The sequence below is a fragment of the Tolumonas auensis DSM 9187 genome (assembly GCF_000023065.1).
GTDB lineage: Bacteria > Pseudomonadota > Gammaproteobacteria > Enterobacterales > Aeromonadaceae > Tolumonas > Tolumonas auensis.
Map to the genome: position 1 here is coordinate 514,543 of NC_012691.1, position 25,130 is coordinate 539,672.

The following is a 25,130-nucleotide window of genomic DNA, read 5'->3' on the forward strand; positions in this document are numbered from 1 at the left end:
ACCCGCCGGAGCGGGTTTTTTCAGAAACATGAACTCTTATACAGAATAATACATTTCGTATTCAACTGGGTGCGGAGTCATGCGCAGGCGATCTACGTCGATATTTTTCAGTTCGATGTAAGCATCGATGAAATCTTCGGAGAATACGCCACCACGAGTCAGGAACTCACGGTCTGCATCCAGCGCTTTCAGAGCTTCGTCTAAAGAACCACAAACTTGTGGGATCTGAGCCGCTTCTTCTGGTGGCAGGTGATACAGATCTTTGTCTGCAGCATCGCCTGGGTGGATCTTGTTGATGATACCATCCAGACCAGCCATCAACTGAGCGGTGAACGCCAGGTATGGGTTAGCAGCTGGATCCGGGAAGCGAACTTCGATACGGGCAGCTTTCGGGCTTGGTACTACTGGAATACGGATTGACGCTGAACGGTTACGTGCAGAGTAAGCCAGCATTACAGGCGCTTCATAACCTGGAACCAGACGCTTGTAAGAGTTGGTTGATGGGTTAGTGAAAGCGTTGATTGCTTTAGCGTGTTTGATGATACCGCCGATGTAGAACAGTGCCATTTCTGACAGTCCGCCGTAAGCGTCACCAGAGAACAGGTTCACACCGTCTTTACCCAGAGACTGGTGGCAGTGCATACCTGAACCGTTGTCACCAAACATTGGTTTTGGCATGAAAGTTACGGTTTTGCCGTAAGCGTGAGCTACGTTATGGATAACGTATTTCTGCACCTGAACTTCGTCAGCTTTCTTGGTCATGGTGTTGAAACGGGTAGCGATTTCGTTCTGACCAGCAGTTGCCACTTCGTGGTGATGCGCTTCAACTACCTGACCCATTTCTTCCAGGATCAGACACATTGCAGAACGCAGGTCTTGTGAAGAGTCAACAGGAGCTACTGGGAAGTAACCACCTTTAACGCCTGGACGGTGACCTTTGTTACCACCTTCGAAAGACTTGCCAGAGTTCCATGCAGCTTCAGGATCGTCGATCTTGAAGAAAGAACCACTCATGGTGTTTTCGAAACGAACGTCTTCAAAAATGAAGAATTCTGGTTCTGGTCCGAACAGTACGGTATCAGCAATACCGCTGGCTTTCAGGTATTCTTCAGCACGTTTGGCAATAGATCGTGGGTCACGATCGTAGCCTTTCATGGTTGCAGGTTCCAGGATGTCACAACGAATGATCAGAGTAGATTCTTCGGTGAACGGATCCATCAGGGCAGTGGTTGCATCAGGCATCAGAACCATGTCTGATTCGTTGATACCTTTCCAGCCAGCGATAGAAGAACCATCGAACATTTTACCGTCTTCGAAGAAGTCTTCGTTAACCTGGTGTGAAGGAATAGAAACGTGTTGTTCTTTACCTTTAGTATCAGTGAAACGCAGATCAACGAATTTAACTTCGTTTTCTTTGATCATATTCAGAACATTTGCAGCGGACATGCTAGCTAACCTCCGGTGTCATTAAAATCAGATAGCGATATTAAAAATACTTTCATCGCTATGGAGCAAAAAACGCGCCAACTTAAAAACTCTTTAGTTAATAAGGATTAACTGCTAATTGCCCAAATTTAACAGCGCATCGCTGTAATATTATGGTGCAATAAAGCACTAATTTGGTGCGCTCTTGTGGTGCAGCAATGCACGCACAATCTGCCGAACATGATTATACAGAGATCCTGTAAAAATATGCTCTTCGTTTTTACAGCAAATTTGCTATGCAGATCACGTTGGGGTGGGTAGAATGAGCGTCCGATTTTTAGTCACTTTTTATATCTCGAGGCGAGGATGTTAGAGAATCTCCGCAATATTGCCATTATTGCGCACGTTGACCATGGCAAAACAACACTGGTTGACAAACTGTTACAACAGTCTGGAACCCTGGACCGCTCTTCGGATGGTCAGGAGCGCATTATGGACTCCAACGATCTGGAAAAAGAACGCGGGATCACTATTCTTGCCAAAAACACAGCGATTCGCTGGAAAGATTACCGTATTAACATCGTTGATACCCCCGGCCATGCTGACTTTGGCGGTGAAGTAGAGCGTGTTATGTCTATGGTTGACTGTGTACTGCTGCTGGTTGATGCGGTAGATGGTCCGATGCCACAGACTCGTTTTGTTACTCAGAAAGCGTTTGCCCGCGGTCTGCGTCCAATCGTTGTCGTCAACAAAGTTGACCGTCCTGGCGCGCGTCCGGATTGGGTTGTCGATCAGGTATTCGATCTGTTCGATAACCTGGGCGCGACTGATGAACAGCTGGATTTCCCGATTGTGTACGCTTCTGCACTGCAGGGCTATGCAACCATGGATCTGTCTCAGCCATCTGACAACATGGATCCGCTGTTCCAGGCAATCGTTGATTTCGTTGAACCACCAAAAGCTGATCCGGCTGGTGAGTTCCAGATGCAGATTTCTCAGCTGGACTACTCTTCCTATGTTGGCGTGATCGGCATCGGTCGTATCGTGCGTGGCAGCGTGAAGCCAAACCAGCAGGTGACTGTGGTTGGTGCTGACGGTAAAACCCGCACCGGTAAGATCGGTCAGGTACAGGGTTATCTGGGTTTGCACCGTACTGAAGTTGCTGAAGCGCAAGCTGGTGACATCATTGCGATTACTGGTCTGGGTGAGCTGAAAATCTCCGATACCATCTGCTCTAACTCTTGTGTAGAAGCACTGCCACCACTGTCTGTGGATGAGCCGACTGTGACCATGACTTTCCAGGTAAACACTTCTCCGTTTGCTGGTAAAGAAGGTAAGTATGTGACTTCCCGTAATATTCTGGAACGTCTGCAGAATGAGTTGCGTCACAACGTGGCACTGCGTGTTGAAGAAACCGAAGATCCGGATAAATTCCGTGTATCAGGCCGTGGTGAACTGCACTTAGGTATTCTGATCGAAAACATGCGTCGTGAAGGCTTCGAGCTGGCGGTATCCCGTCCTGAAGTTATCATGCGTGTGATCGACGGCGTTAAAATGGAACCAATGGAAACACTGACTGTTGATATTGAAGAACAGAATCAGGGTTCCGTCATGGAGAAGCTGGGTGAGCGTAAAGCTGAACTGCGTAACATGGTTCCGGATGGTAAAGGTCGTGTACGTCTGGATTATATGATCCCGGCACGTGGCCTGATCGGTTTCCAGACCGAGTTCATGACGCTGACTTCCGGTACTGGTCTGCTGTACCATACTTTCGAAGAGTACGGTGAGTTCAAAGGTGGTGCTATCGGTCAGCGTCAGAACGGTGTTCTGATTTCTAACGCGACTGGTAAAGCACTGGGCTTTGCTCTGTTCAACCTGCAGGAACGTGGCCGTCTGTTCATTGAACATGCGACCGAAGTTTATGAAGGTCAGATCATTGGTATCCACAGCCGTTCTAACGATCTGACAGTAAACTGTCTGAAAGGTAAGCAGCTGACCAACATGCGTGCATCCGGTACTGACGAAGCAATCGTTCTGACAACGCCGATCAAGATGACGCTGGAACAGGCGATGGAATTCATCGACGATGACGAACTGGTGGAAGTAACGCCACTGAACATCCGTGTCCGTAAGAAACTGCTGACCGAGATGGATCGTAAACGTGCTAACCGTGGTAGTGGTAAAGAAGAGTAATTCTTACCATCTCCATTGTTATCAGGAAGAGCCTCGCATTTGCGGGGCTTTTTTTTAGCTGTATGCTAACGATGTCATGAAATGAAAAGAAGGTGAAGATGACACAGGATCCGCGCAGATTACTGGCGTTGCGTAACCAGCGCTGGGCGAAGAGTCGCTTGTTTTGTCTGCGCTCACGCCGTTTTTCTGCTTTTTTCTGGCGGCGGGTCTGGCACGACCGTTTGCCGGTGCTGGCCGGTCATCTGGCGTATGTTTCGCTGCTGTCGATTGTACCGTTGCTGGCCGTGGTGTTTTCGGTGCTGTCATGGTTGCCGCGTTTTTCCTATTTCCGCCGTCAGTTTGAACTGTTTATGTTCAGCAACTTTGTGCCGGAAACAGAGATAGCGTTTCGCTATCATTTCTCGTTGTTTGTTAAAAATGCCTCCAAGACCACTTCCATCGGTCTGTTAATGCTGGTGCTGCTGGCTTTGTTACTGATTGCCGCGATTGATGAAAACATGAATCATATCTGGCGTTGTCGTGGTCAGCGTAAATGGCTGAAAACTATCACTATGTACAGTATTGTGCTGGGTGTTGTCCCCTTGCTGGTTGGCGGTAGTCTGCTGCTTTCTTCGCAGATACAGGGATGGGCATTGTGGCATTACGAGCTGGTATCCTCACTGGGTGGTGGCCTGCTGGAATTACTGCCTTATCTGTTATCGCTGGGCGGGATTCTGCTGTTATACAAAGTGGTGCCCAATATTTATGTGCGCTGGCAACACGCATTGCTGGGAGCAACACTGGCGGCACTGCTGTTTGAAGTCGCTAAAGAGGGTTTTGGCTATTACATTGCCCATTTCGGTACGTATAAATCCATTTACGGTGCGCTGGCGGGCATTCCGATCCTGATGATCTGGCTGTATATGAGCTGGCTGGTGGTGTTACTGGGAGCCGAATTTACGGCCACACTGGGTGAATGGCAGTTAAACCGGACATTGCGGGGCCGTAAACCCCGTCTTCCCGGCTGATTTGCCTGCAGTCAGTGCTATGAACCCGGCATAACGGCGACGCGACCCCTTTACGCCGGGTTCTGTATCAAAAGAGGCTTATTCTGGTTGCCACAGAATATGACATTCCTGACTTTCCGGATCCCGGCTGATCAGCATGCGGGCAAACAGATAATTCAATTCATCGTCTGAATTGAGCAGGCCAACACGCACTTCCAGCCACTCTTCCGGACGGACTTCTGCCTGGATTTCTTCTTCCCAGTCTGCTTCCGGCTCACAATCACCTAAACCGCCGTGTTCCGGGAATTCCTGGTTGAAGCGGGCAATGGTGGCTTCATCCAGATTATCAGCAGCCAGCTCCAGAAAAAGCTCATAGGCCTGATCGATTAATTCATCGGTATTCGTATGCTTATCTGTCATTTCGGATCCTCGTTTTTATTGCCACTATTACAGCACGATCGCAGGCGGGTAGCGAGAGCCGGTCGCGGTCCGTGACTGCAAATATCGCGCTGCAAAGCAGTGATTATGATAGGCTAGTGACCAGTAATCAGAGAGATACCAAGAGAATAATTAACATGAGTGATGCTGAACTGAGTCTGGAAGGTGTCGAGCGCCAGCCGCTGCGTACCTTCACTGAGCAGGCTTATCTCAACTACTCCATGTACGTGATCATGGATCGCGCTTTACCGCATATTGCCGACGGTCTGAAACCTGTCCAGCGACGTATCGTGTATGCCATGAGCGAACTGGGCTTATCGGCGCTGTCGAAGCATAAAAAATCCGCACGTACTGTCGGTGATGTACTCGGTAAATATCACCCGCACGGCGATTCAGCCTGTTATGAGGCGATGGTGTTAATGGCACAGCCGTTCTCTTACCGTTACCCGCTGGTAGATGGGCAGGGGAACTGGGGGGCACCGGATGATCCGAAGTCCTTCGCGGCCATGCGTTATACCGAAGCTCGTTTGTCACGCTTTTCTGAGTTGTTGCTGAGTGAGCTGGAGCAGGGCACGGTTGAATGGCAGCCGAACTTCGATGGCACCATGCAAGAGCCGCAGATCCTGCCGGCGCGGTTACCGCATATCCTGTTAAACGGGATCACCGGGATCGCGGTGGGTATGGCGACGGATATTCCGCCGCATAACGTACGCGAAGTGGCTCAGGCTTGTATCACTCTGCTTGAGCGTCCTGATGCGACGATATCTGATTTGCTGGAGCATGTGCAGGGGCCGGATTACCCGACCAAAGCCGAGATCATCACGCCACGTTCAGAAATCCGTAAAATCTATGAATCCGGTAAAGGCTCGATCAAGGCGCGTGCGGTTTATCACATGGAAGATGGTGATATTGTCATTACTGCGCTGCCGCATCAGGCATCCGGTGCCAAGATCATCGAACAGATTGCCAACCAGATGCAGGCCAAGAAATTGCCGATGGTGAGTGATCTGCGTGATGAATCGGACCATGAAAATCCAACCCGGCTGGTGATTATACCGCGTTCCAACCGCATTGATGTTGAGCAACTGATGCAGCATCTGTTTGCCAGCACCGATTTGGAGAAGAGTTACCGCGTTAACCTGAATATGCTGGGGATGGATCACCGGCCACAGGTGAAAAATCTGCTGACCATTCTGACTGAATGGCTCGCTTTCCGTCGTGAAACGGTGCGTCGCCGTTTGCAGTTCCGGCTGGATAAAGTGTTGAACCGTTTACACATTCTGGATGGTTTGTTGATCGCTTATCTCAATATTGATGAAGTGATTGCCATCATCCGGAATGAAGATGAGCCGAAAAAGGAACTGATGCGCCGGTTTGGTCTGTCAGAAATCCAGGCTGACGCAATACTCGATCTGAAACTGCGGCATCTGGCCAAACTGGAAGAGTTCAAGATCCGTGGTGAGCAGGATGAACTGGCGAAAGAGCGTGATCAGTTAGAAGCGTTACTGGGTTCAGCGCGCAAACTCGGGAATCTGCTGAAAAAAGAAATTCAGGCCGATGCAGAGAAATACGGTGATGATCGCCGTTCGCCGCTGGTGGAGCGTCAGGAAGCGAAACAACTGACCGAGAAAGAGCTGACACCGAGTGAACTGGTTACCGTTGTCGTTTCAGAGATGGGCTGGGTTCGTGCGGCGAAAGGTCATGATGTTGATGTGCAGGGACTGAATTACAAGGCCGGTGATGGTTATCTGGTGAGTGCTCAGGGGCGCAGTAATCAGCAGACAGTATTTATGACCAACTTGGGGCGGACCTACTCGCTGGAAGCGCATACATTGCCTTCAGCCCGAGGTCAGGGGGAGCCGCTTACCGGTAAACTGAGTTTTACTGCCGGTGAACAGACCCGCTATGTGCTGCTGGGGAATGAGGATGAGCGTTATCTGATTTGCTCGGATGCCGGCTACGGATTCTTGTGTGAATATAATGATCTGATCAGTAAAAACAAAAACGGTAAGGCTTTGCTGACGCTGCCGGAAGGCGCGCAGGTTCTGCCACCACAACTGACCGCAAAGCAGGATGATGATGCATTATGTCTGGTGATCAGTAATGAAGGCCGCATGCTGCTGTTCCCGCTGAATACTTTGCCACAGTTAGGCAAGGGAAAAGGGAATAAACTGATTGGTATTCCGGCAGACAAAGTTGCCAGCCGGGAAGAATTTGTCACGCACGTTGCGGTTGTAAAGGCCGATCAGGCGGTGACCTTGTATGCCGGCAAACGTAAACTGACGTTAAAACCGGCTGATATGGTGTTATATCACGGTGAGCGTGGTCGCCGTGGCGCCAAATTACCGCGTGGTTTACAACGCGTGGATCGGGTTGAACCGGAGCAGAGTGCATCTGCTTCAGATAATGCAGTTTAAAAGGTTATTTCAATGCTGAAAGTATTACGTATTCTGGTATTAGCGGTGCTGGTACTGATCTGGTTTGTGATTGGATTAGTGATTTGTCTGGTTCGTCCGCGTCATCGCAATAATGTCTACCTGCTGGCTCGTATGCTGAACTGGGGCTGCTGGGTGTTCGGGGTTAAAGTCAGACGGGTGATTCCGGATGAATGCCGGCACATTGAGTCTGCGGTCTATGTGGGTAATCATCAGACCAATTATGACATCATGGTCATGACCGGTTGTGTGATGCCGGGTGTGGTTGCGGTCGGCAAGAAGAGTCTGGCGTGGGTACCGCTATTTGGTCAGCTGTTTTACCTGAGCGGTAATATTCTGATTGATCGGGCCCGTCGTAGCCGCGCGGTAGATACGATCCGTCAGGTCGTCGCTAAAATCAAGCAACGCCGGATCTCCGTCTGGATGTACCCTGAGGGTACCCGTTCCCAAGGTCGTGGCATGATCCCGTTTAAAACCGGCGCGTTCCATACCGCTATTCAGGCGGGTGTGCCGCTGGTACCGATCATCTGTTCCAGTTATGTCGGGCAAATTGATCTGAATCGCTGGGATAACGGTGAAATTCTGATTGAAATGCTGCCACCGGTGGATTCTCAGCAATGGAACCGGGCAACAGTGAAAGAGTGCAGTGATACTATCCGGGCGCTGATGGAAGCCAAACTGGCTGATCTGGATGCCCGCGTGAAAAAACCGCAATAACCCTTCAGTAAAACCGAGTAAAAATCTCTCATCGGGGCGATTGCCGCCCCGAATCGGATCGCTTAGACTCTGCACAACTTTTTGAGCGGGATCTCATTTATGGAATGGTTACATCTGATCGTCGATTTTGTGCTGCATATCGATGTGCATCTGCAAGAACTTTTCACTACCTATGGCATCTGGGTCTACGGCATTCTTTTTCTGATTATTTTCAGTGAGACCGGCTTTGTTGTGACGCCGTTCCTGCCAGGTGATTCTCTGCTGTTTGCGGCCGGGGCGCTGGTTGCTGCAACACAGGGCACACCGGAATCGATGGACATCCATGTCTTGGTGTTCTTACTCATCACCGCTGCGGTAACCGGTAATATCCTTAACTATGCGGTGGGGCATTTCTTTGGAGAGAAGTTGTTCCAGAACCCGAACTCCAAAATCTTCAGAAAAGATCAATTGGATAAAACCCATGCGTTTTTTGAAAAACACGGCGGTAAAACTATTATCATCACCCGTTTCATCCCGATCATCCGCACCTTTTCTCCGTTTGTCGCGGGAATGGGCGCAATGACCTACAAACGATTTATGGCGTTCAATCTGATCGGTGGTGCGTTATGGGTGATGTCATTTGCTTACGCCGGATTTGAATTCGGTCAGCAGGAGTTTGTGCGTAAAAACTTCACCCTGCTGATGATGGGTATCATCGTTGTGTCTCTGTTGCCTATGGTTATTCACGCAATCCGCGCTAAATTTGCGCCGCAGTCTAAAGCTTAAGCTATTCAGCACTGCTTCTGAAACGCCCGGCAGGTTTCCTTCGGGCGTTTTTTATTCCTCTGATATATGTTTTTTATTTGCGGTAATTCAGTTAAAAATGAGATTGAAACCGGTTTCTTTTGGTGTTCGTTCCCGGTAACTCTGTGAGCTGCCCTGCAAATATTCTGTAAACTCACCCTGACAAGATGACGGGCAATTTGTTAATCTCTTTGCCATTAATCTTTCCTTCAGTAGTTCCATGTCTCCTTATCCTTGGTTAGCGCTGAATTTGTCAGCCATCTATTTAGTTCTTGGTATCTTTTCGCCGTTCTGGGGCGTCTGGCTGGAATCAGTCGGTTTGCAGTCAGAACAGATTGGTCTGCTGCTGGGGATCGGATTCGCGATGCGGTTGTGCGGTAGTCTGGTGATCATGCGGCAGGCTAAACGTGCTGAGCGGCTTATTCCGATTGCCCGCTTGCTGGTTTGGGGCGGGTTGCTCAGTTTTGCTGGTTTTTATCTCTCATCGCAGTTCTGGGTTGTGCTGCTGTTCACGCTGTTGATCAATTTTGTTTATCCGACATTGTTACCGTTAAGTGATGCAGTGGCGGCCAGAATGGTCATTCAGGTAAATCTGGATTACGGTAATGTCCGTTTGTGGGGTTCCGCGGCGTTTATCGTCGGGGCAACCCTGATCGGATTTGTGATTGAACATCTCGGGCCGGCGTGGATCCTTCACTGTATTGTTCTGTGCTTACTGCTGGCCGGTTTTTGTATTCATGCACCGATGAGTCCGGCACCGCGTACGATCGGTGAAGAGAATGAAAGTCATGGCTATGGCATGTTACTGCGCAATAAAGCGTTCCTGAATTTTCTGGGTATCGAAGCGCTGATTTTTGGCAGCCATGCGGCTTATAACAGTTTCAGTGCGATCTACTGGCACTCGCAGGGATTTGCTGCTTCGACCATCAGTGTACTCTGGACCACCGGGGTGGTGTTTGAAATTATCATGTTTGCTGCCAGCCGTCGTTTACTGGCCAACTGGTCACCGGAACGGTTGCTTTGCTGGGCGGCTATCGGGGCGGTGATCCGCTGGGTAACGATTGGTACCACGCTTGACCTGTGGTTGCTGTTTCCGGCGCAGGCTCTGCATGCATTCACCTACACACTGGCTCATTTGGGTGCAATGCGGTATCTGGCCCAACGATTGCCGCGGGAAGCGATCATTTCCGGCCAGACGCTCTATTCGGCGATTGGCCAGTCATTGTCTCTGGCGCTGTTCACGGTATTGAGCGGGATCATGTACCGCCATATGCAGCAAGATGTTTTTCTGGTGATGGCAGTGATTGTTCTGCCCGCGTTTTATCTGATTTGGCGGGTACGGCATACGGCCGTTGCCTTGCCTGCACAGTGAGGCAAAGATGCAACCTGCTGACGTTAACCAACAGTTCCTGCTTTCTATCTGTATTATTTTGCTCGGTTATCTCGCCAAGCGAACCCGTTATCTGACCGAGAAAGAAGGCGAATCGATAGCCAAGCTGATATTCAATATCACGCTGCCGGCGCTGGTGATTAATGTCTTTTCTACCTTGCCACTGCAGCCGCAGTTAGCCTTACTACCGGTATTAGGCTTTGCGGCTAATGCCGTGCTCTGTATCTGTATTCTGTTTATATTCCGCAATCACCCGCGGAATATTCGCGGCATGATGGGGATGTCACTGGCGGGGGCGAATATCGGCTTGTTTGCTTATCCTCTGGTTGAGGCTATCTGGGGTAAACAGGGGCTGACCTATATGGCCATGTACGATCTGGGTAATTCGTATATGGTGTTTTTGGTCTGCTATACCGTCGGTGCTTATTTCTCGGGAGAAAAGCCCTTAAGCTGGCGTCAGTTGCTGCATTCGGTTGTGCGTTCCATACCGGTGATGGCCAGTCTGCTGGCGTTGTCGATTAATCTCTTAGGGATCCCGCTGCCGGATCTGGTCCTGGAAACGACAGGTGTCATCTCTAAGGCGAACATGCCGTTGAGTTTGCTTTTGCTGGGCATGTATCTCAATTTTTCCTTTCCGGCAGACCAGCGCAAACTGTTGCTGCAGGCGTTATGCAGCAAATATATTATTGGTGGTACCTTAGGCGGCCTGTTGTTCTGGCTGTTGCCTTATGATGCCTTATTCCGGCACTCCTTGTTGCTGGCGGGTGTATTACCATTGCCGACGATGGTGCTGACCTACGCGGTGGTTTTTGGTTATGACCGCCGGATGACCGGCGCCATGCTGAATGCTTCAGTGATTATCAGTATTTTATTAAGCTGGCTGGTGTTTCATTTTTCGACCCTGAGTTAGCTTCAGGGTACAATAGCGCAACAGGATGTATCAGCTGCATCCTAATTACAGTGAATGAGGCATCATGGCGTTAAAAATTAGTTACAGCTACAAAGGTCAGCCACGTTTGATTCAATACGCGAATGACAAATACCACGATATTTATGAAGCTATTGCCGCGGAAGAGGGCGTTGATCTGCGCGCTTATCTGGCGATGGAGCGGCAGCTGGCCTCTTTGACCAAAAAAGTCGGTGCAGTGAAAGATTTTCGTGATAACAAATTCCTGGAATTTGGTTTCAACGATATCAAAGTTATTAAAGAATAAACTTCCGATAAAAAAAGAGCGCCCCTGTTGCGGAGCGCTCTGATAGTTCAGTGTTGCCGTCGCTTTACAGAATAAAACGACTCAAATCTTCATCTTCGATCAATGCACCGAGGTAGCGGTTAACATATTCAGCATCAATGCTGAACAGTTGCCCGGCATTATCGGCCGCATCATAAGAAATATCTTCCATCAGCTTTTCCAGCACGGTATGCAGACGACGGGCACCGATATTCTCTGTGCGTTCGTTAACCTGCCAGGCCGCTTCCGCAATGCTGCGAATACCTTCCGCGGTGAATTCAATTTTCACCTGCTCGGTCGCCATCAGTGCCTGATATTGCTCAGTCAGCGAGGCGTTCGGCTCAGTCAGAATGCGTTCGAAATCATCGACGGTCAGGTTTTTCAGCTCAACGCGAATTGGCAGACGACCTTGCAGTTCCGGGATCAGATCGGATGGTTTCGCGATCTGGAATGCACCGGAGGCGATAAACAGGATATGGTCAGTACGCACCATGCCGTGTTTGGTGTTAACGGTACAACCTTCGATCAGCGGTAGCAAATCGCGTTGTACGCCTTCACGGGAAACATCCGGGCCGCTGCTTTCGCCGCGTTTGCAGATCTTGTCGAACTCATCGATAAAGACGATACCGTTGTTTTCCACGGCATGAATGGTCTTTTCTTTCAGCTCTTCCGGGTTCAGCAAACGTCCGGCTTCTTCTTCCACCAGTTGCTTCAGCGCATCTTTAACTTTCAGTTTGCGTTTATGGGTATTGCCAGCCGACATATTCTGGAACAGACCCTGCAACTGGTTGGTCATCTCTTCCATACCCGGCGGCGCCATGATTTCTACGCCCATCTGCGGTGCCGCGACATCAATCTCGATCTCTTTATCGTCCAGTTCGCCTTCACGCAATTTTTTGCGGAAGATCTGGCGGGTATGCGTACCGGTTTCGGATTTCTCGGCTTCACCCCAGTTAGAACGCGCAGGTGGCAGTAATACATCCAGCACACGCTCTTCAGCAGCTTCATGGGCACGGAAACGAACCTTCTCCATTTCCTGCTCACGCATCATCTTCAGTGCCATATCGGTCAGATCACGGATGATGGTATCGACTTCTTTACCGACATAACCGACTTCAGTGAATTTGGTCGCTTCGACTTTGATAAATGGCGCATTGGCCAGTTTGGCCAGACGACGGGCAATCTCGGTTTTACCAACCCCGGTCGGGCCAATCATCAGAATATTTTTCGGTGCGACTTCCTGACGCAACTCATTACTGAGCTGCATACGGCGCCAGCGGTTACGCAGTGCAATCGCAACGGCGCGTTTGGCTTCGGCCTGACCAATGATATGACGATCAAGCTCGTGGACAATTTCTCTCGGAGTCATTTCAGACATCTGGGTATCCTTGGTCTGCAATCAGTTAAACAGGTGTAACGGTAGGGTATTCCAGTACTTCGATAGTATGGAAACTATTCGTAAAGACACAGATATCACCCGCGATAGTCAGTGCTTTTTTTACAATCTCTTCAGCAGAAAGCTCGGTGTTTTCCAACAGTGCACGGGCGGCAGATTGCGCGAACGCGCCGCCGGAGCCGATGGCGATCAGATCATTTTCCGGCTGCACAACATCGCCGTTACCGGTAATGATGAAAGAGCGCTGTGCATCAGCGACAGCCAGCAGTGCTTCCAGCCGGCGTAATGCGCGGTCGGTACGCCACTCTTTGGCTAATGCGACCGCAGCACGTTCCAGATTTCCCTGATGCGCCTGCAGTTTGGCTTCGAAACGCTCCAGGAGCGTAAAGGCATCGGCCGTACCGCCGGCAAAACCAGCCAGTACTTTGCCGTTATAGAGACGGTGAACTTTGCGGGCATTGCCTTTCATGACGGTGTTGCCAAGAGAAACCTGACCATCGCCACCAATTACCACCTGGCCATTGCGCCGAACAGAAACGATTGTAGTCACATAAACCTCGATTACGGGTAGCCGGCTGTGCCGACGAAGATTCATGAGAAAGGAGATAGGGGCGGGGAGCCCCTATTTCAAGGTTAGATATGCGGGAATTATGCGGAAAAGAGTTATTACGCGCAGAAAATGGTTATTGCGCGTAGATAGCTATTGCGCGTAGATCGTGCAGCTTTGCACAGTCCCGGCACCTTTCAGGCGGGAAAGTGACTGTTCAGCGGTTGCACGGCTGCTGTATGGACCCAGGATAACGCGATGCCAGGTCCCGGCGGCACTACTGCCTTTACGGACCTGTGCGTTCTGACCCTGTACGGCAATACGCGATTGCAGCGTGCTGGCCTGATCTGCAGTACGGAAAGCACCACACTGCATCATAAAGCGTTTGTTCGTGGTCGTTGTGGCAACATTACGGCTTGCTGTCACGGTGCTGTCAGCAGCGTAAGGGCGCGGTTTACCGAACATGGCCAGTGCTTCATCACGTTCCTGAGAAGCGGTTTTAGTGACCGGCGCTGCGGCTGGTTTGCTGTTTCCGGCTGATTCCTTCGCGATCACATCGGCAAAAGAGCGTGGCTTCCGCGGATTCGCTGCCTGAGCCGGCGCATCTGTGGCGCGTTGGGCAGTTGTTGCTGTGGTGCCGTTTGCAGTTGTCTTCGCCGGGGTCTGGCTTCTGACTGTCGGTGGTGCCTGTGTCTGACTCATGGCCATTTGTGTCAGCGCCGTACTGTCAGCCGGTAGCTGCCCGGCAGGTAACTGGCCATTTTGTTGCTGTGCCAGTAGTTTTGCTCGTTCCTGCTGCGCCCGCAGCATTTCCTGCATTTTTTGCTGATACTGCAACAGTTGCGGATCTTTACTTGGATCACTGATCACCTGGCCATCAGGCAATTCGACCGGCACTTCCTTGTTTTGCAGGATTTGCATGTAGTCAAATTCTTCTTTGGCCGGCCGTTGTTGTTCAATCGGAACAGGTGCCTGCGCATCGGCCAGTGAGTTTGCTGCTGTATCCGTTTCACCGGATGAACCGCTGATATGGTACAGAAAAACCCCAAAGCCAATGACCAGCGTCAGTGCCAGCAGCGCGCGCACCAGAGGGAATGGTGCGCTGGTGTTATGACTGCTTCCCCGGCCTGTACCGGTGCCCCTGCTTGCCGGTTTGCGTTTGGCAGGTCGTGAGCTGCGTACATAATCCCGGGTCATTGTTTACATGCGCTCCAGTGTCTCAATACCCAGCAAAGACAGACCCAGCGTTAATGTTTTCGCTGTAGCCTGGCACAAAGTCAGGCGGCTGCCTTTTTCTGCAGCGGTTACGCCTTCTTTGTTGATTGGGCAGGCTTCGTAGAAACTCATGAAACAACCAGACAGTTCATACAGGTAAGTACACAGCAGATGTGGCATCCCTTTCTGGGCCACGTTATGTACGACATCATTGAACTGCAGCAGTTTCTGCGCCAGTGTCTCTTCCGCTGGTGCAGTGATTTGTACCGGGCCTGGCTGCGCTTCATCACCAACACGGCGGAAGATCGACTGAATACGGGTGTAAGCGTATTGCAGATATGGCGCAGTATTGCCTTCGAAGGTCAGCATGTTGTCCCAGTCGAAGATGTAATCTGTGGTCCGGTTTTTCGATAAATCGGCATATTTCACCGCACCCATCGCGACCGCATGAATCACTTTCGCTTTTTCAGCTTCCGGCAGGTCAGCTGATTTTTCCGCGATCAGGGCACCGGCGCGAAGTTCTGCTTCGTCCAGCAGTTCTGACAATTTAACGGTGCCGCCTGTCCGGGTTTTGAATGGTTTGCCATCTTTACCCAGCATCATGCCGAAGGCGTGGTGTTCCAGAGAAACCTGCTCCGGTACATAACCGGCTTTACGCGCAATCATCCAGGCTTGCTGCAGATGCTGGTGCTGGCGGGAGTCGATGAAATAGAGGACGCGGTCGGCTTTCAGCGTTTCAACACGGTATTTGGCACAGGCTATATCGGTTGTCGCATAGAGGAAACCGCCATCGCGTTTCTGTATGATAACCGCCATTGCTTCGCCGTCTTTACCTTTGATTTCATCAAGATAAACAACGAGTGCGCCTTCACTTTCTACCGCGAGCCCTTTTGCCTGAAGATCTTCAACGACCGTTCTCAGCATCGGGTTATACAGGCTTTCACCCATCACATCTTTTTCGCTCAGACTGACATTCAGGCGATCATAGATGATCTGGTTTTGTGCCATGGTAATGTCGACCAGTTTCTTCCACATCGCACGGCAATATTCATCACCGCCCTGTAGCTTCACCACATAACCACGGGCACGTTCAGCAAACACTTCATCTTCGTCATAGTGTTTCTTGGCTTCACGATAGAACGCTTCCAGATCGGACAGTTCCAGTTCACTGGCCTGCTCATTCTGTACTTTTTCCAGATAGGCGATCAGCATACCGAACTGGGTACCCCAGTCGCCGATGTGGTTCGCCCGGATCACATGATGGCCTAAAAACTCCATCGTCCGGGTAACGGCATCACCAATCACCGTCGAACGGATGTGGTGCACGGCCATTTCTTTGGCCACGTTCGGTGCTGAGTAATCCAATACAATGGTTTGTGCCGGAGCAGCCGCTTTCACTTCGGCTTTCGGGCTGGCGGCGATCGCTTCGATCTGTTTTGCCAGCCAGGCGCTGTCCAGGAAGAAGTTGATAAAGCCCGGACCTGCGATTTCAGCTCTTGCGACCAGGGTAGAGGCCGGCAGATGTTCAATGATCAGTTGTGCCAGTTCGCGCGGATTTTTTCCGGCGGGTTTCGCCAGCAGCATCGCCAGATTGGTGGCCAGATCGCCATGCGCCTTGTCTTTGGTGTTATCGACCTGAATGCGCGGTTCTAATTCAACCGGAATTAATGCGGCAGCTTTCAGGCTGGATACGGTTTGTTCAAGGAGTTGTTGGATCTGTGCTTTCATTATTTCTGACGGTTCCTGACTCGAATACGGATAGCCGATCGGCTGAGCCGGAAATTTTACTCGGAATGCCGCGCACTGACTACCTTTTCAATCGGCTTTCAGGAAAGTTGGCGCTATACAGCTACAATTAAAAGAAGAACAGAATAATTAAAGCACAGCGGTAAAACGGTTAGTTGTGGTTGCTGATGACAGAGACAAGTCAGGAATCAAAAATCAGTCTCGATGCGAGCTCCTGTTAAGGTTGAGAAAGGAGGCTGCTATGCAACTGGCTATATTTCCTTTACGTATCAACATATTACCTGATGGCGTGTTGCCGCTGTGCATTTTTGAACCACGCTATGTACGCATGATTGCGGAATCATCCCGGCGTGGAATGGGCTTATGTCTACTGGGTAAAGCGCTGGATGGTGGTTTTTCGCTGTTGCTGACGGTTGGTACCCGGATCGAAATCATCGATTTTGATCAGCTCACAAATGGCCTGCTCACTGTCACCATGAAGGGTGTGGAGCGGTTCCGTATCCACTCGATGGAGGTGGAACCAGACGGTTTGCTGTGCGCAGAGGTACAGGTTTTACCTGAATGGCAACATGCGCCGTTGCAACCGGAACAGCATATTCTGGCGGAAAAGCTGGGGCAGCTATTTCATGAACATCCGAACTATGCGGCCTACTATCCAACGCCACATTGGGCCGATGCCTGTTGGGTTGTGCAACGCTGGCTGGAGGTGTTACCACTGGAAGCCGAAGAGAAATTCAATCTGATGGTCAGTAATGATTATCACGATGCCCTGCATTTCCTGTTGCAGGCAGTACAGGAAGAAGATGCGGCAGTGCGCCAGCACTGAACTGAATTATCCCTGCGAATGATCCGCCTTTTGACTGGTTGCGTAATAAGCAGTTATACGATTTAGTCAGGGCGTTTCAGTATGGGATGGGGAAACATGGGATATACTGCGGCTATTCAGTCGTATCGACTGCCCCCGCAGAGGATGTTGATGGAAACCGCAAACCTCGATCTCACCGCATTACTGTTACAGGTGGCGACGCAGCGCAGTAAAGCTGCATATAGCCAGCTGTTCCACTATTTCGCTCCCCGTATCCGGCATTATGGTCTGCGTCATTTGCGTTCTGAAGCCCGGGCGATGGAACTGGTGCAGGAGACGTTGCTGGCTGTATGGCAAAAAGCAGCACTTTATCATCCGGAAAAAGGTGCGCCGACGACCTGGATTTATACGGTCATGCGTAATCAGTGTTTCGATATGCTGCGTCGTCAGCAGGTTTCCAAAGAAGATCTCGTGGCGGAAGATATCTGGCCAGTACTGGAATATCAGGCTGTTGAAGACGATAAAAATGATCCCGGCGAGAATGAAATTCTGACCCGTCAGCTGGCGCATTATCTGCACTTATTACCAGCTGCGCAGCAGGAAGTGGTTCGGAGTGTTTATCTGCAGGATCAAACGCTGCAGGAGATTGCGGATCGGCTGCAGATTCCGCTCGGTACGATTAAATCAAGATTACGGTTAGGGTTAGCTAAATTACGTGAACAGATTGAGCAGGAGCACGAGCATGATTAACTTTCATCCTGATAATGCTCTGCTGGCCGCGTATGCCGCGGATACACTGCCATTAACGATGACACTGGCCGTCGCCATTCATGTGGAGTTTTGTCCTGCCTGTGCACAACGGGTGGCAGAGCTGGAACGTAAACTGGCGGAAAATATATTGCTCGCCGCGCCGGTATCTCCCGCCGACGAACTGCAGTTCGACGATATGCTGTCGTATATTCTGCAGCAGCCGGAATCAGCGGCATTGCAACCGATGACGGAACCGACGATTGAAATTCAGGGACAGGTCTTCTGGTTACCGCGTGCTTTGCGCCGTCTAGCCCGTCAGAACTGGCAGCAGATGGGCAATATTGGCCGTAGCCGTTTACTGCTGGATGAACAATCGACCGGTCGTGCCAGCCTGATGTATCTTTCCGCCGGTGCTGCTGTGCCCCGGCACGTGCATAAGGGCATGGAGCTGACGCTGCCGATCAGTGGTGCGTTCCGGGATGAGTTTGGCGAGTATATTCCGGGTGATTTCATTCTGCGCGATAGTCAGGTTACGCATCAGCCACAGTCGAAAGAGGGTTGCCTCTGCTTCGCGCTGCTGGATGCACCGGTGCAGTTCACGCAGGGTTTGCCGCGGTTACTGAATAATTTTGGTGAGTTGCTGTATTAAGCAATTGCAACATCAGCTGACGTAACCAGATAACGGAAGGATGTTCGCCTTGTGCCGGATGCCAGACACAGTTTAAGTGGTAGCAGGGCATATCATCCGGTAAAGCGACCATACGAAGAGGCCAGTTGCCCGCCAGCATACTGGCCACTTTTTTGGGTAACACCAGAATATGATCGGTCTGACTGACGATTGCCGCCGCAGAAAGATAACTCTGGCTGTTGGCGGAAATCCGCCGCTGCAGGCCATGACTCATCAGATAGCGATCGACCATTGATTCGCGAGTTCCCAATGGTGAATGAAAAACATGGGGCAGGGCGATCAGCTGAGCCAGATCCAGTTTTTCTCCTGCCAGCGGATTGTCCTGCTGTACCAGACCGGCCAGTGGCTCCTGCAGCCAGGTTTCACGGCACAGATAGCGCGGCACATCCATATACTCATCAAAACCCAGTACCAGATCGATCTCCCCGTTTGCCAGTTCGGCTTCCGGTAACTGATCGCGCAGGATGGCAATTTCAATCTGGATCTGCGGCGCGATCTCCTTTAACCGGCGGATCAGTGGCGGGATCAGCACACATTCCACATAGTCCGTCGTGCTGATGACAAAACGCCGGTCAGAACTCAGCGGATCGAACTCTTCTATTTCTTCCAGTTGTTGTTCCAGCAGATACAACGCCTGCTGAATTCCGGCATGCAGTTTTAATGCCCGGGCAGTGGGTTGCATGCCTTGCGGTGTTTTAACTAACAGTGGATCGGCAAACTGTTCGCGTAGCCGGTTCAGCGCATGGCTCATTGCCGGCTGACTGATGAACAATTGCCCGGCAGCCCGCGTGACGTGACGACAGGTCATCAAAGCGTCAAATGCCAGTAATAGATTGAGATCGAGCTGATGTAGTTTCATGCTTATTCGCTCTGTTTATCATTAGATGAATATAATTCATTTGATGGATGATGGTGCATCTTTCTAAACTGCGACTCAGTAAATTTCAGCTATACCTAATACCAGACTGGTGGATCCATCCACCGGCAACAATTTCACACAGAAGGAGCTCGTTATGGCATTAGTTACTGTGGCAGCCACGCAGATGGCGTGTACCTGGGATATCGACGGCAACGTAGCCCGTGCCGAGAAACTGGTGCGTGAAGCAGCAGCGAAAGGTGCGCAGATCATTCTGATCCAGGAGCTGTTCCAGACTCCTTATTTCTGTATCGATCAGAGCCCGGAGCATTTTGATCTGGCACAAACACTGGAAGAGAGCCCGCTGATCCAACATTTCTCTGCACTGGCGAAAGAGCTGGATGTGGTGCTGCCGTTGTCTTTCTTTGAGCGTGCCGGTAATGCGCATTACAACTCACTGGTGATGATCGATGCCGACGGTGAAGTGCTGGATGTGTATCGTAAAACCCACATTCCGAACGGCCCGGCGTATCAGGAAAAACAATTCTTCACACCGGGTGATACCGGCTTTATCGTCTGGGAAACCAAGTACGCCAACGTGGGCGTGGGTATCTGCTGGGATCAGTGGTTCCCGGAAACCGCCCGTAGTCTGGCGCTGCTGGGGGCGGATGTGATTTTCTTCCCAACCGCGATTGGTTCTGAACCGGCTTATCCTGAAATCGATTCACAGCCACACTGGACTCGTGTGCAGCAAGGTCATGCCGCTGCCAATATTATTCCGGTAATTGCCTCTAACCGTATCGGTACGGAAAAGAGCAAGTTTGTGGAAGGTCTGGAAATGACCTTCTACGGCTCTTCTTTCATCGCTGATCAGACTGGTGAGCTGGTGGCGCAGGCGGACAAAACCAGTGAATGCGTACTGGTGCATACCTTTGATCTGGAAGCGATCCGTAAACAGCGCATCAGCTGGGGTCTGTTCCGTGATCGTCGTCCGGCCATGTACGGCACCATCATGACTTCTGACGGTGAAACTTCCTGGTAATAACTGCCGCAATCAAGGACATCAGGATATGACAAGTAAGACAATTACCGGCCTGCCGAAGCAGGACGGTTTTTTTATGCCAGCCGAGTGGGCACCGCAACAGGCGGTGTGGATGATCTGGCCGTTCCGCCCGGATAACTGGCGTGAAGCGGGTAAATTCGCGCAGGCTACGTTTGCCAAAGTGGCGGCAGCGATTGCTGGTGCAACGCCGGTGTATATGGCGGTGCCGGAACAATTCATGGCGCAGGCGAAAGCCATCATGCCGGCTGATGTGACGCTGGTAGTGATGGAGAGTGATGACTGCTGGGCGCGCGATACTGGCCCGACCGTGGTGATCAACGGTAACGGTGAATGCCGTGGCATCGACTGGGGGTTTAATGCCTGGGGCGGACATCATGGCGGGCTTTATTTCCCGTGGGATAAAGACGAGCTGGTGGCGCGGCAAATGCTGGCGGTACATGGCTTTGATCGCTATGAAGCGCCGCTGATTCTGGAAGGTGGTTCTATTCACGTGGATGGTGAAGGCACCTGCATGACCACGGCAGAATGTCTGCTGAATAAAAACCGCAACCCGCATCTGTCCAAAGCCCAGATCGAAGATTATCTGCGCGATTATCTGAACGTCAGCACCTTCATCTGGCTGGAAGAGGGCGTGTATATGGATGAGACTGATGGTCACATTGATAACATGTGCTGTTTTGCGCGTCCGGGCGAAGTGATCCTGCACTGGACGGATGATGAGACTGATCCGCAGTATGCCCGTTCGCAGGCGGCGTATAAGGTGTTGTCTGAAACGATGGATGCCAAAGGGCGTAAGCTGAAGATCTGGAAGCTGCCGCAACCGGGTCCGCTGTACTGCACCGAAGAAGAGTCGGCTGGCGTAGTGGATGGTTCAGGTGTGCCGCGTGATGCGGGTGGCCGTCTGGCGGGTTCTTACGTGAATTTCCTCATCACCAATGATCGTGTCGTGTATCCGTTACTCGATCCGAAAACGGATGATGAAGCGAAAGTGATTCTGCAGCAGATTTTCCCGCAACATACCGTAGTCGGTGTCCCGGCCCGTGAAATTCTGCTCGGTGGCGGCAACATTCACTGCATCACCCAGCAAATTCCGAAAGGTTAAAACAATGAAGGCACGAATATTCGTGCCTTCACTTTTCTTGTGACGTCAGGTTACTTTTCAGAATCTTCGGCCTGAGCCCGCAACAACTGTTCAAATTGATCTGCCGGAACCGGTGGACTCATCAGATAGCCCTGATAGCAGTCGCAGCCCTGCTCTTTCAGGAAGGTCAGTTGTTCTTCGGTTTCGACACCTTCCGCTAACACCTTCAGACGCAAGGTGTGCGCCATGGCGACAATCGCGGCAGCAATTTCCATATCATCTTTCTTGTGCGGAATATCATCGACAAAGCTCTTATCGATTTTCAGCACATCCAGCGGGAAGCGTTTGAGATAAGCCAATGATGAGTAACCCGTGCCGAAATCATCAATTGCCAGCCGGATGCCATATTTCCGTAATGCGCTTAATATTTCCACCGCTTCGTTTTCGTGGGTCATCAGGGCGCTTTCTGTCAGCTCCAGTTCCAGTAGCGATGCCGGGTAGCCTGTCTGCTTCAGCGCGTTGAAAACAGATTCCAGAATATTACTGTTGCGGAACTGTACCGGAGAAATGTTCACGGCCAGATTAATGGCTGGCAGCCCTTTTTGTTGCCACTCCTTGCCCTGACGACATGCTTCCAGCAATACCCATTCACCGAGTTGTTTGATCAGCCCGGTCTCTTCTGCCACCGGGATAAACTGTGCCGGTGAGATCAGGCCATGCGCTGGATCCTGCCAGCGAACCAGCGCTTCGGCACCGATAATCCGGTTACTGCTGATATCTATCTGTGGCTGGAAATAGAGACATAATTCATTCAGCCTGAGCGCCCGCTGTAAACGTACTTCCAGATCCAGACGTTGTTCTGCAGCCCGCGTCAGCTCATCCGAGAAGTAACGGAAACAGCTGCGGCCATGAGCTTTCGCCCGGTACATGGCCGCATCGGCCTGTTGCAGCAGTTCCTTGGGAGTCTGGCCGTGTTCCGGATAGAGGCTGATACCAATACTTGCGCCGATGATGACTTCTCTGCCGTTGGGTAAAGAGAAGGGATCTTTCAGCAATTGCAGTATGTCCTCAGCGAAATGTTCCACATCGTGGAGTGCAGGGTTTCCCTCAATTAATACAGTGAATTCATCGCCACCCAGGCGACAAATCGTATCCGAGATGCGGACACGCCGGCGTAATCGCCGAGCGACCTCCTGCAATAACGCGTCACCAATCTGATGACCAAAACTGTCATTGACGTCTTTAAATCGATCCAGATCCAGCATCAGCAGGGCAATCCGGTGATGATTTCTGACTGCCAGATCGATGGCATGGCTGAGATTAATCGTCAGCAGTGTACGATTGGGTAACTGCGTCAATGGGTCATGATGTGCCAGATGTGCAAGTTTGGCTTCGCTGGCTTTCAGTTTACTGATATCGCTGTAGACACTGACGTAATGCGTCAGCTGTTGCTTGTCATTTCTGACGGCGCTGATGCTGCAGATAAGAGGAATGATGTGATTGTCTTTGCGACGGTTCCAGATCTCTCCCCGCCAGAAAGCCGAGGTATTAAGCGAATCCCGGATATGCTGATAAAACTCGTGTGTATGCTTGCCTGATTTGAAAATGACCGGTGTTTTTCCCTGTAATTCATGCTGGGAAAAACCAAACAATTCAGCAAAGGCCGGGTTGACTCTGATGATCTGAGCATTTTTATCCGTGATCATGATGCCTTCACGGGTGTTATCAAAAACCGTGGCAGATTGTCTTAAGATCGCTTCATTTTCTTTTTGTGAGGAAATATCTTCAATAACGGAAATGATAAAAGCGATATTCCGGTCGGCTGTTCTCACACAACGGGTATCGACATTCACATAAATAAGTTGTCCGTCTTTGCGCCGCAGTTGTTTTTCGCAGAGGTAACCATCACACAGATCCTGAGTCATCTGATACATTGCCGCGATATCAGCTTCCTGATATTCATTCGCAGTCAGTGAAAGCAGGGTATGTTCTGCCATTTCACTGTGACTGTAACCCAGCAAATCGCTTAGCTGATGGTTGAATCGGATCCAGTGGCCTGTTTGTCCATGTGTAATGGCCATGCCAAATAATGGCAGTTCAAAGAAGTGTTTGAGCAGACGATCTTTTTCACTGGTCTGCCGCTGCAGTTCCAGCTGGTTGGTGTATTGCTGCTGTCGCCACAATAATGACACTACAAAGATCACCAGCAGACCGGCAAAGAACACGACCAGCGTTATCCAGTACACGAGATTATGCAGTGGTGCATAGATCTCTGCCCGATCCTGCTGAACCAGAATATGCCAGCCGGAATATCTGACCGGAATATAGCTGGCAACCACATCGGTTGCCTCCGCATTTTTCCCTTCAAAAATATCTGCTTGATCACTGAGAGCCTGTTTCAGCAACGATAGTGAACCGGTGGTAAACCATCTGGTTGTTGCCTGGGTCTGGTCTGCTTTGTTAGCTGGCAGCGCGATATAAGATAACCACTCTGCATGCGGTTGCAGCAGATAGATAAGTCCGGTAGACGTTGCACCGGGCCAGTTTTGTATCAGAGGTAGCAGATTAGCCTGCAGATCCTGACTCATGATCAGCGTGCCAATACGTTTATCATTCCGGGTATCGATGAGTGGCACCTGAATATCCAGATAAACCCGGTTATTTTCGTCCCAGTACCAGCTGGTCTTTAATGATCCATGTCCGGCCTGATGGTCGTGTGAACTTAAAGACAGGTGAGAATGTGCGTTAATCACGGTTTTATGCACCGGGACATGACCAACAATAAATCGTGGTGCATTCTGCTGATCAAGCAATAACAGCGATTGGTAATGTTTGTTACGGGCTAATAATTCCAGTGGATTCCGGATGGCTTCATCGGCGGCATGGCCTCCGGCATTGGCTAATGCCACAGCTTGGGAGAAGGCCTGATCACTTTGAAGCATCAGGCCATCAGCCAGACGCTCCTGCAGCCAGGTTTCCACCTGTTCCGCTTTTACTTTAGCCAGCGTATTCAAGGTATTGTGGCTGTCATCCCTGATTTGTTGACCATGAATACCATACAGCAGTGCCGGAATTAGCGGCATCAGTAATATCTGGAAGGCAAACAGCCAGTATAACCGGCGTGAAGAGGTCTGCTGTTTCTGATTGGTCGTTTTGCGGTGCTGCAGATTCAACAGTAGATAAAGCAGAAAACTGGTCAGGGTTACAAACAGAAAACCTTTGACGATAGAAAGAAAGGTCAGCCATTCGCGATCACTGATCAGCCAGGCCAGCAGTTTATCGGATACTGCAATCCAGAGTGCGGCAAACAAGGCGTAATACAAAACGATGTTTGCAGATGCGAATTCCCGTAATCGCGTGTTCTGTTTCTTTTTCATGTGCGAC

Annotated in this window: 21 protein-coding genes; 13 read left to right on the forward strand and 8 right to left on the reverse strand. The window is 50.7% G+C overall.

Annotation, left to right across the window (positions count from 1 at the left end; translation table 11 throughout):
* Positions 1-36 precede the first annotated feature (36 nt).
* Positions 37-1,446, reverse strand: a complete 1,410-nt coding sequence (gene glnA / locus TOLA_RS02385; protein ID WP_012728687.1) for a glutamate--ammonia ligase — start codon at positions 1,444-1,446, stop codon at positions 37-39.
* Positions 1,447-1,791: 345 nt separating this feature from the next.
* Between glnA and typA the strand changes: the two genes are divergently transcribed.
* Together typA and TOLA_RS02395 are read left to right on the forward strand one after the other, a co-directional pair.
* Positions 1,792-3,618, forward strand: coding sequence for a translational GTPase TypA (gene typA, locus TOLA_RS02390; protein WP_012728688.1), 1,827 nt, complete (start codon positions 1,792-1,794; stop codon positions 3,616-3,618).
* A 98-nt stretch (positions 3,619-3,716) separates the two neighbouring features.
* On the forward strand, positions 3,717-4,625 hold the full coding sequence (locus TOLA_RS02395; RefSeq protein WP_012728689.1) for a YihY family inner membrane protein: 909 nt from the start codon (positions 3,717-3,719) through the stop codon (positions 4,623-4,625).
* 78 nt (positions 4,626-4,703) lie between these two features.
* Here the strand turns inward: TOLA_RS02395 and TOLA_RS02400 are convergent, their stop codons facing one another.
* The gene (locus tag TOLA_RS02400) at positions 4,704-5,024 is read right to left on the reverse strand and encodes an HI1450 family dsDNA-mimic protein (RefSeq protein WP_012728690.1); all 321 of its coding nucleotides are present in this window, start codon (positions 5,022-5,024) and stop codon (positions 4,704-4,706) included.
* Positions 5,025-5,179: 155 nt separating this feature from the next.
* Here TOLA_RS02400 and parC point away from each other — a divergent pair, with 155 nt between their 5' ends.
* The 6 genes from parC to TOLA_RS02430 all read left to right on the forward strand — a co-directional run bounded on the left by parC (position 5,180) and on the right by TOLA_RS02430 (position 11,581).
* Entirely contained in the window at positions 5,180-7,459 is a 2,280-nt protein-coding gene (gene parC, locus TOLA_RS02405; RefSeq protein WP_012728691.1) for a DNA topoisomerase IV subunit A, read from the forward strand.
* Between the two features lie 12 nt (positions 7,460-7,471).
* Positions 7,472-8,194, forward strand: a complete 723-nt coding sequence (locus TOLA_RS02410) for a 1-acylglycerol-3-phosphate O-acyltransferase (RefSeq protein WP_012728692.1) — start codon at positions 7,472-7,474, stop codon at positions 8,192-8,194.
* 99 nt (positions 8,195-8,293) lie between these two features.
* Positions 8,294-8,959 carry a DedA family protein gene (locus TOLA_RS02415; RefSeq protein ID WP_012728693.1) on the forward strand — a complete coding sequence of 222 codons (666 nt, stop codon included), beginning with the start codon at positions 8,294-8,296 and terminating at the stop codon, positions 8,957-8,959.
* Positions 8,960-9,197: 238 nt separating this feature from the next.
* Entirely contained in the window at positions 9,198-10,349 is a 1,152-nt protein-coding gene (locus tag TOLA_RS02420; RefSeq protein WP_012728694.1) for a 3-phenylpropionate MFS transporter, read from the forward strand.
* Between the two features lie 7 nt (positions 10,350-10,356).
* Positions 10,357-11,277 carry an AEC family transporter gene (locus TOLA_RS02425; RefSeq protein WP_012728695.1) on the forward strand — a complete coding sequence of 307 codons (921 nt, stop codon included), beginning with the start codon at positions 10,357-10,359 and terminating at the stop codon, positions 11,275-11,277.
* A gap of 64 nt (positions 11,278-11,341) precedes the next feature.
* Positions 11,342-11,581, forward strand: a complete 240-nt coding sequence (locus TOLA_RS02430; RefSeq protein WP_012728696.1) for a DUF2960 domain-containing protein — start codon at positions 11,342-11,344, stop codon at positions 11,579-11,581.
* 64 nt (positions 11,582-11,645) lie between these two features.
* Here TOLA_RS02430 and hslU read toward each other — a convergent pair whose 3' ends face one another.
* From hslU to argS, 4 genes are all read right to left on the reverse strand, one after another.
* Positions 11,646-12,977 (reverse strand): ATP-dependent protease ATPase subunit HslU, encoded by a 1,332-nt coding sequence (hslU, locus tag TOLA_RS02435; RefSeq protein ID WP_012728697.1) that lies wholly within the window; start codon positions 12,975-12,977, stop codon positions 11,646-11,648.
* Between the two features lie 25 nt (positions 12,978-13,002).
* Positions 13,003-13,545: an ATP-dependent protease subunit HslV gene (gene hslV, locus TOLA_RS02440; RefSeq protein ID WP_012728698.1), complete on the reverse strand. Its 543-nt coding sequence runs from the start codon at positions 13,543-13,545 to the stop codon at positions 13,003-13,005.
* 150 nt (positions 13,546-13,695) lie between these two features.
* Positions 13,696-14,739, reverse strand: coding sequence for an SPOR domain-containing protein (locus tag TOLA_RS02445; RefSeq protein WP_012728699.1), 1,044 nt, complete (start codon positions 14,737-14,739; stop codon positions 13,696-13,698).
* 3 nt (positions 14,740-14,742) lie between these two features.
* Entirely contained in the window at positions 14,743-16,485 is a 1,743-nt protein-coding gene (gene argS / locus TOLA_RS02450; protein WP_012728700.1) for an arginine--tRNA ligase, read from the reverse strand.
* 259 nt (positions 16,486-16,744) lie between these two features.
* Between argS and TOLA_RS02455 the strand changes: the two genes are divergently transcribed.
* The 3 genes from TOLA_RS02455 to TOLA_RS02465 all read left to right on the forward strand — a co-directional run bounded on the left by TOLA_RS02455 (position 16,745) and on the right by TOLA_RS02465 (position 18,707).
* On the forward strand, positions 16,745-17,329 hold the full coding sequence (locus tag TOLA_RS02455; RefSeq protein WP_012728701.1) for an LON peptidase substrate-binding domain-containing protein: 585 nt from the start codon (positions 16,745-16,747) through the stop codon (positions 17,327-17,329).
* Positions 17,330-17,479: 150 nt separating this feature from the next.
* The gene (locus tag TOLA_RS02460; RefSeq protein ID WP_012728702.1) at positions 17,480-18,058 is read left to right on the forward strand and encodes a sigma-70 family RNA polymerase sigma factor; all 579 of its coding nucleotides are present in this window, start codon (positions 17,480-17,482) and stop codon (positions 18,056-18,058) included.
* Complete coding sequence (locus TOLA_RS02465) at positions 18,051-18,707, forward strand: ChrR family anti-sigma-E factor (RefSeq protein WP_012728703.1); 657 nt, start codon at positions 18,051-18,053, stop codon at positions 18,705-18,707. The genes TOLA_RS02460 and TOLA_RS02465 overlap by 8 nt, the downstream gene beginning before the upstream one ends.
* On the opposite strand, the gene TOLA_RS02470 is transcribed toward TOLA_RS02465, so the two are convergent.
* The gene (locus tag TOLA_RS02470; RefSeq protein WP_012728704.1) at positions 18,655-19,605 is read right to left on the reverse strand and encodes a LysR family transcriptional regulator; all 951 of its coding nucleotides are present in this window, start codon (positions 19,603-19,605) and stop codon (positions 18,655-18,657) included. The two genes, TOLA_RS02465 and TOLA_RS02470, sit on opposite strands and share 53 nt — an antisense overlap.
* A gap of 154 nt (positions 19,606-19,759) precedes the next feature.
* On the opposite strand from TOLA_RS02470, the gene aguB reads away from it, so the two are divergent.
* The gene (aguB, locus tag TOLA_RS02475) at positions 19,760-20,644 is read left to right on the forward strand and encodes an N-carbamoylputrescine amidase (RefSeq protein ID WP_012728705.1); all 885 of its coding nucleotides are present in this window, start codon (positions 19,760-19,762) and stop codon (positions 20,642-20,644) included.
* Positions 20,645-20,672: 28 nt separating this feature from the next.
* Positions 20,673-21,767 (forward strand): agmatine deiminase, encoded by a 1,095-nt coding sequence (gene aguA / locus TOLA_RS02480; protein ID WP_012728706.1) that lies wholly within the window; start codon positions 20,673-20,675, stop codon positions 21,765-21,767.
* A 50-nt stretch (positions 21,768-21,817) separates the two neighbouring features.
* Here aguA and TOLA_RS02485 read toward each other — a convergent pair whose 3' ends face one another.
* On the reverse strand, positions 21,818-25,123 hold the full coding sequence (locus TOLA_RS02485; RefSeq protein WP_012728707.1) for a bifunctional diguanylate cyclase/phosphodiesterase: 3,306 nt from the start codon (positions 25,121-25,123) through the stop codon (positions 21,818-21,820).
* Between the last annotated feature and the right edge of the window lie 7 nt (positions 25,124-25,130).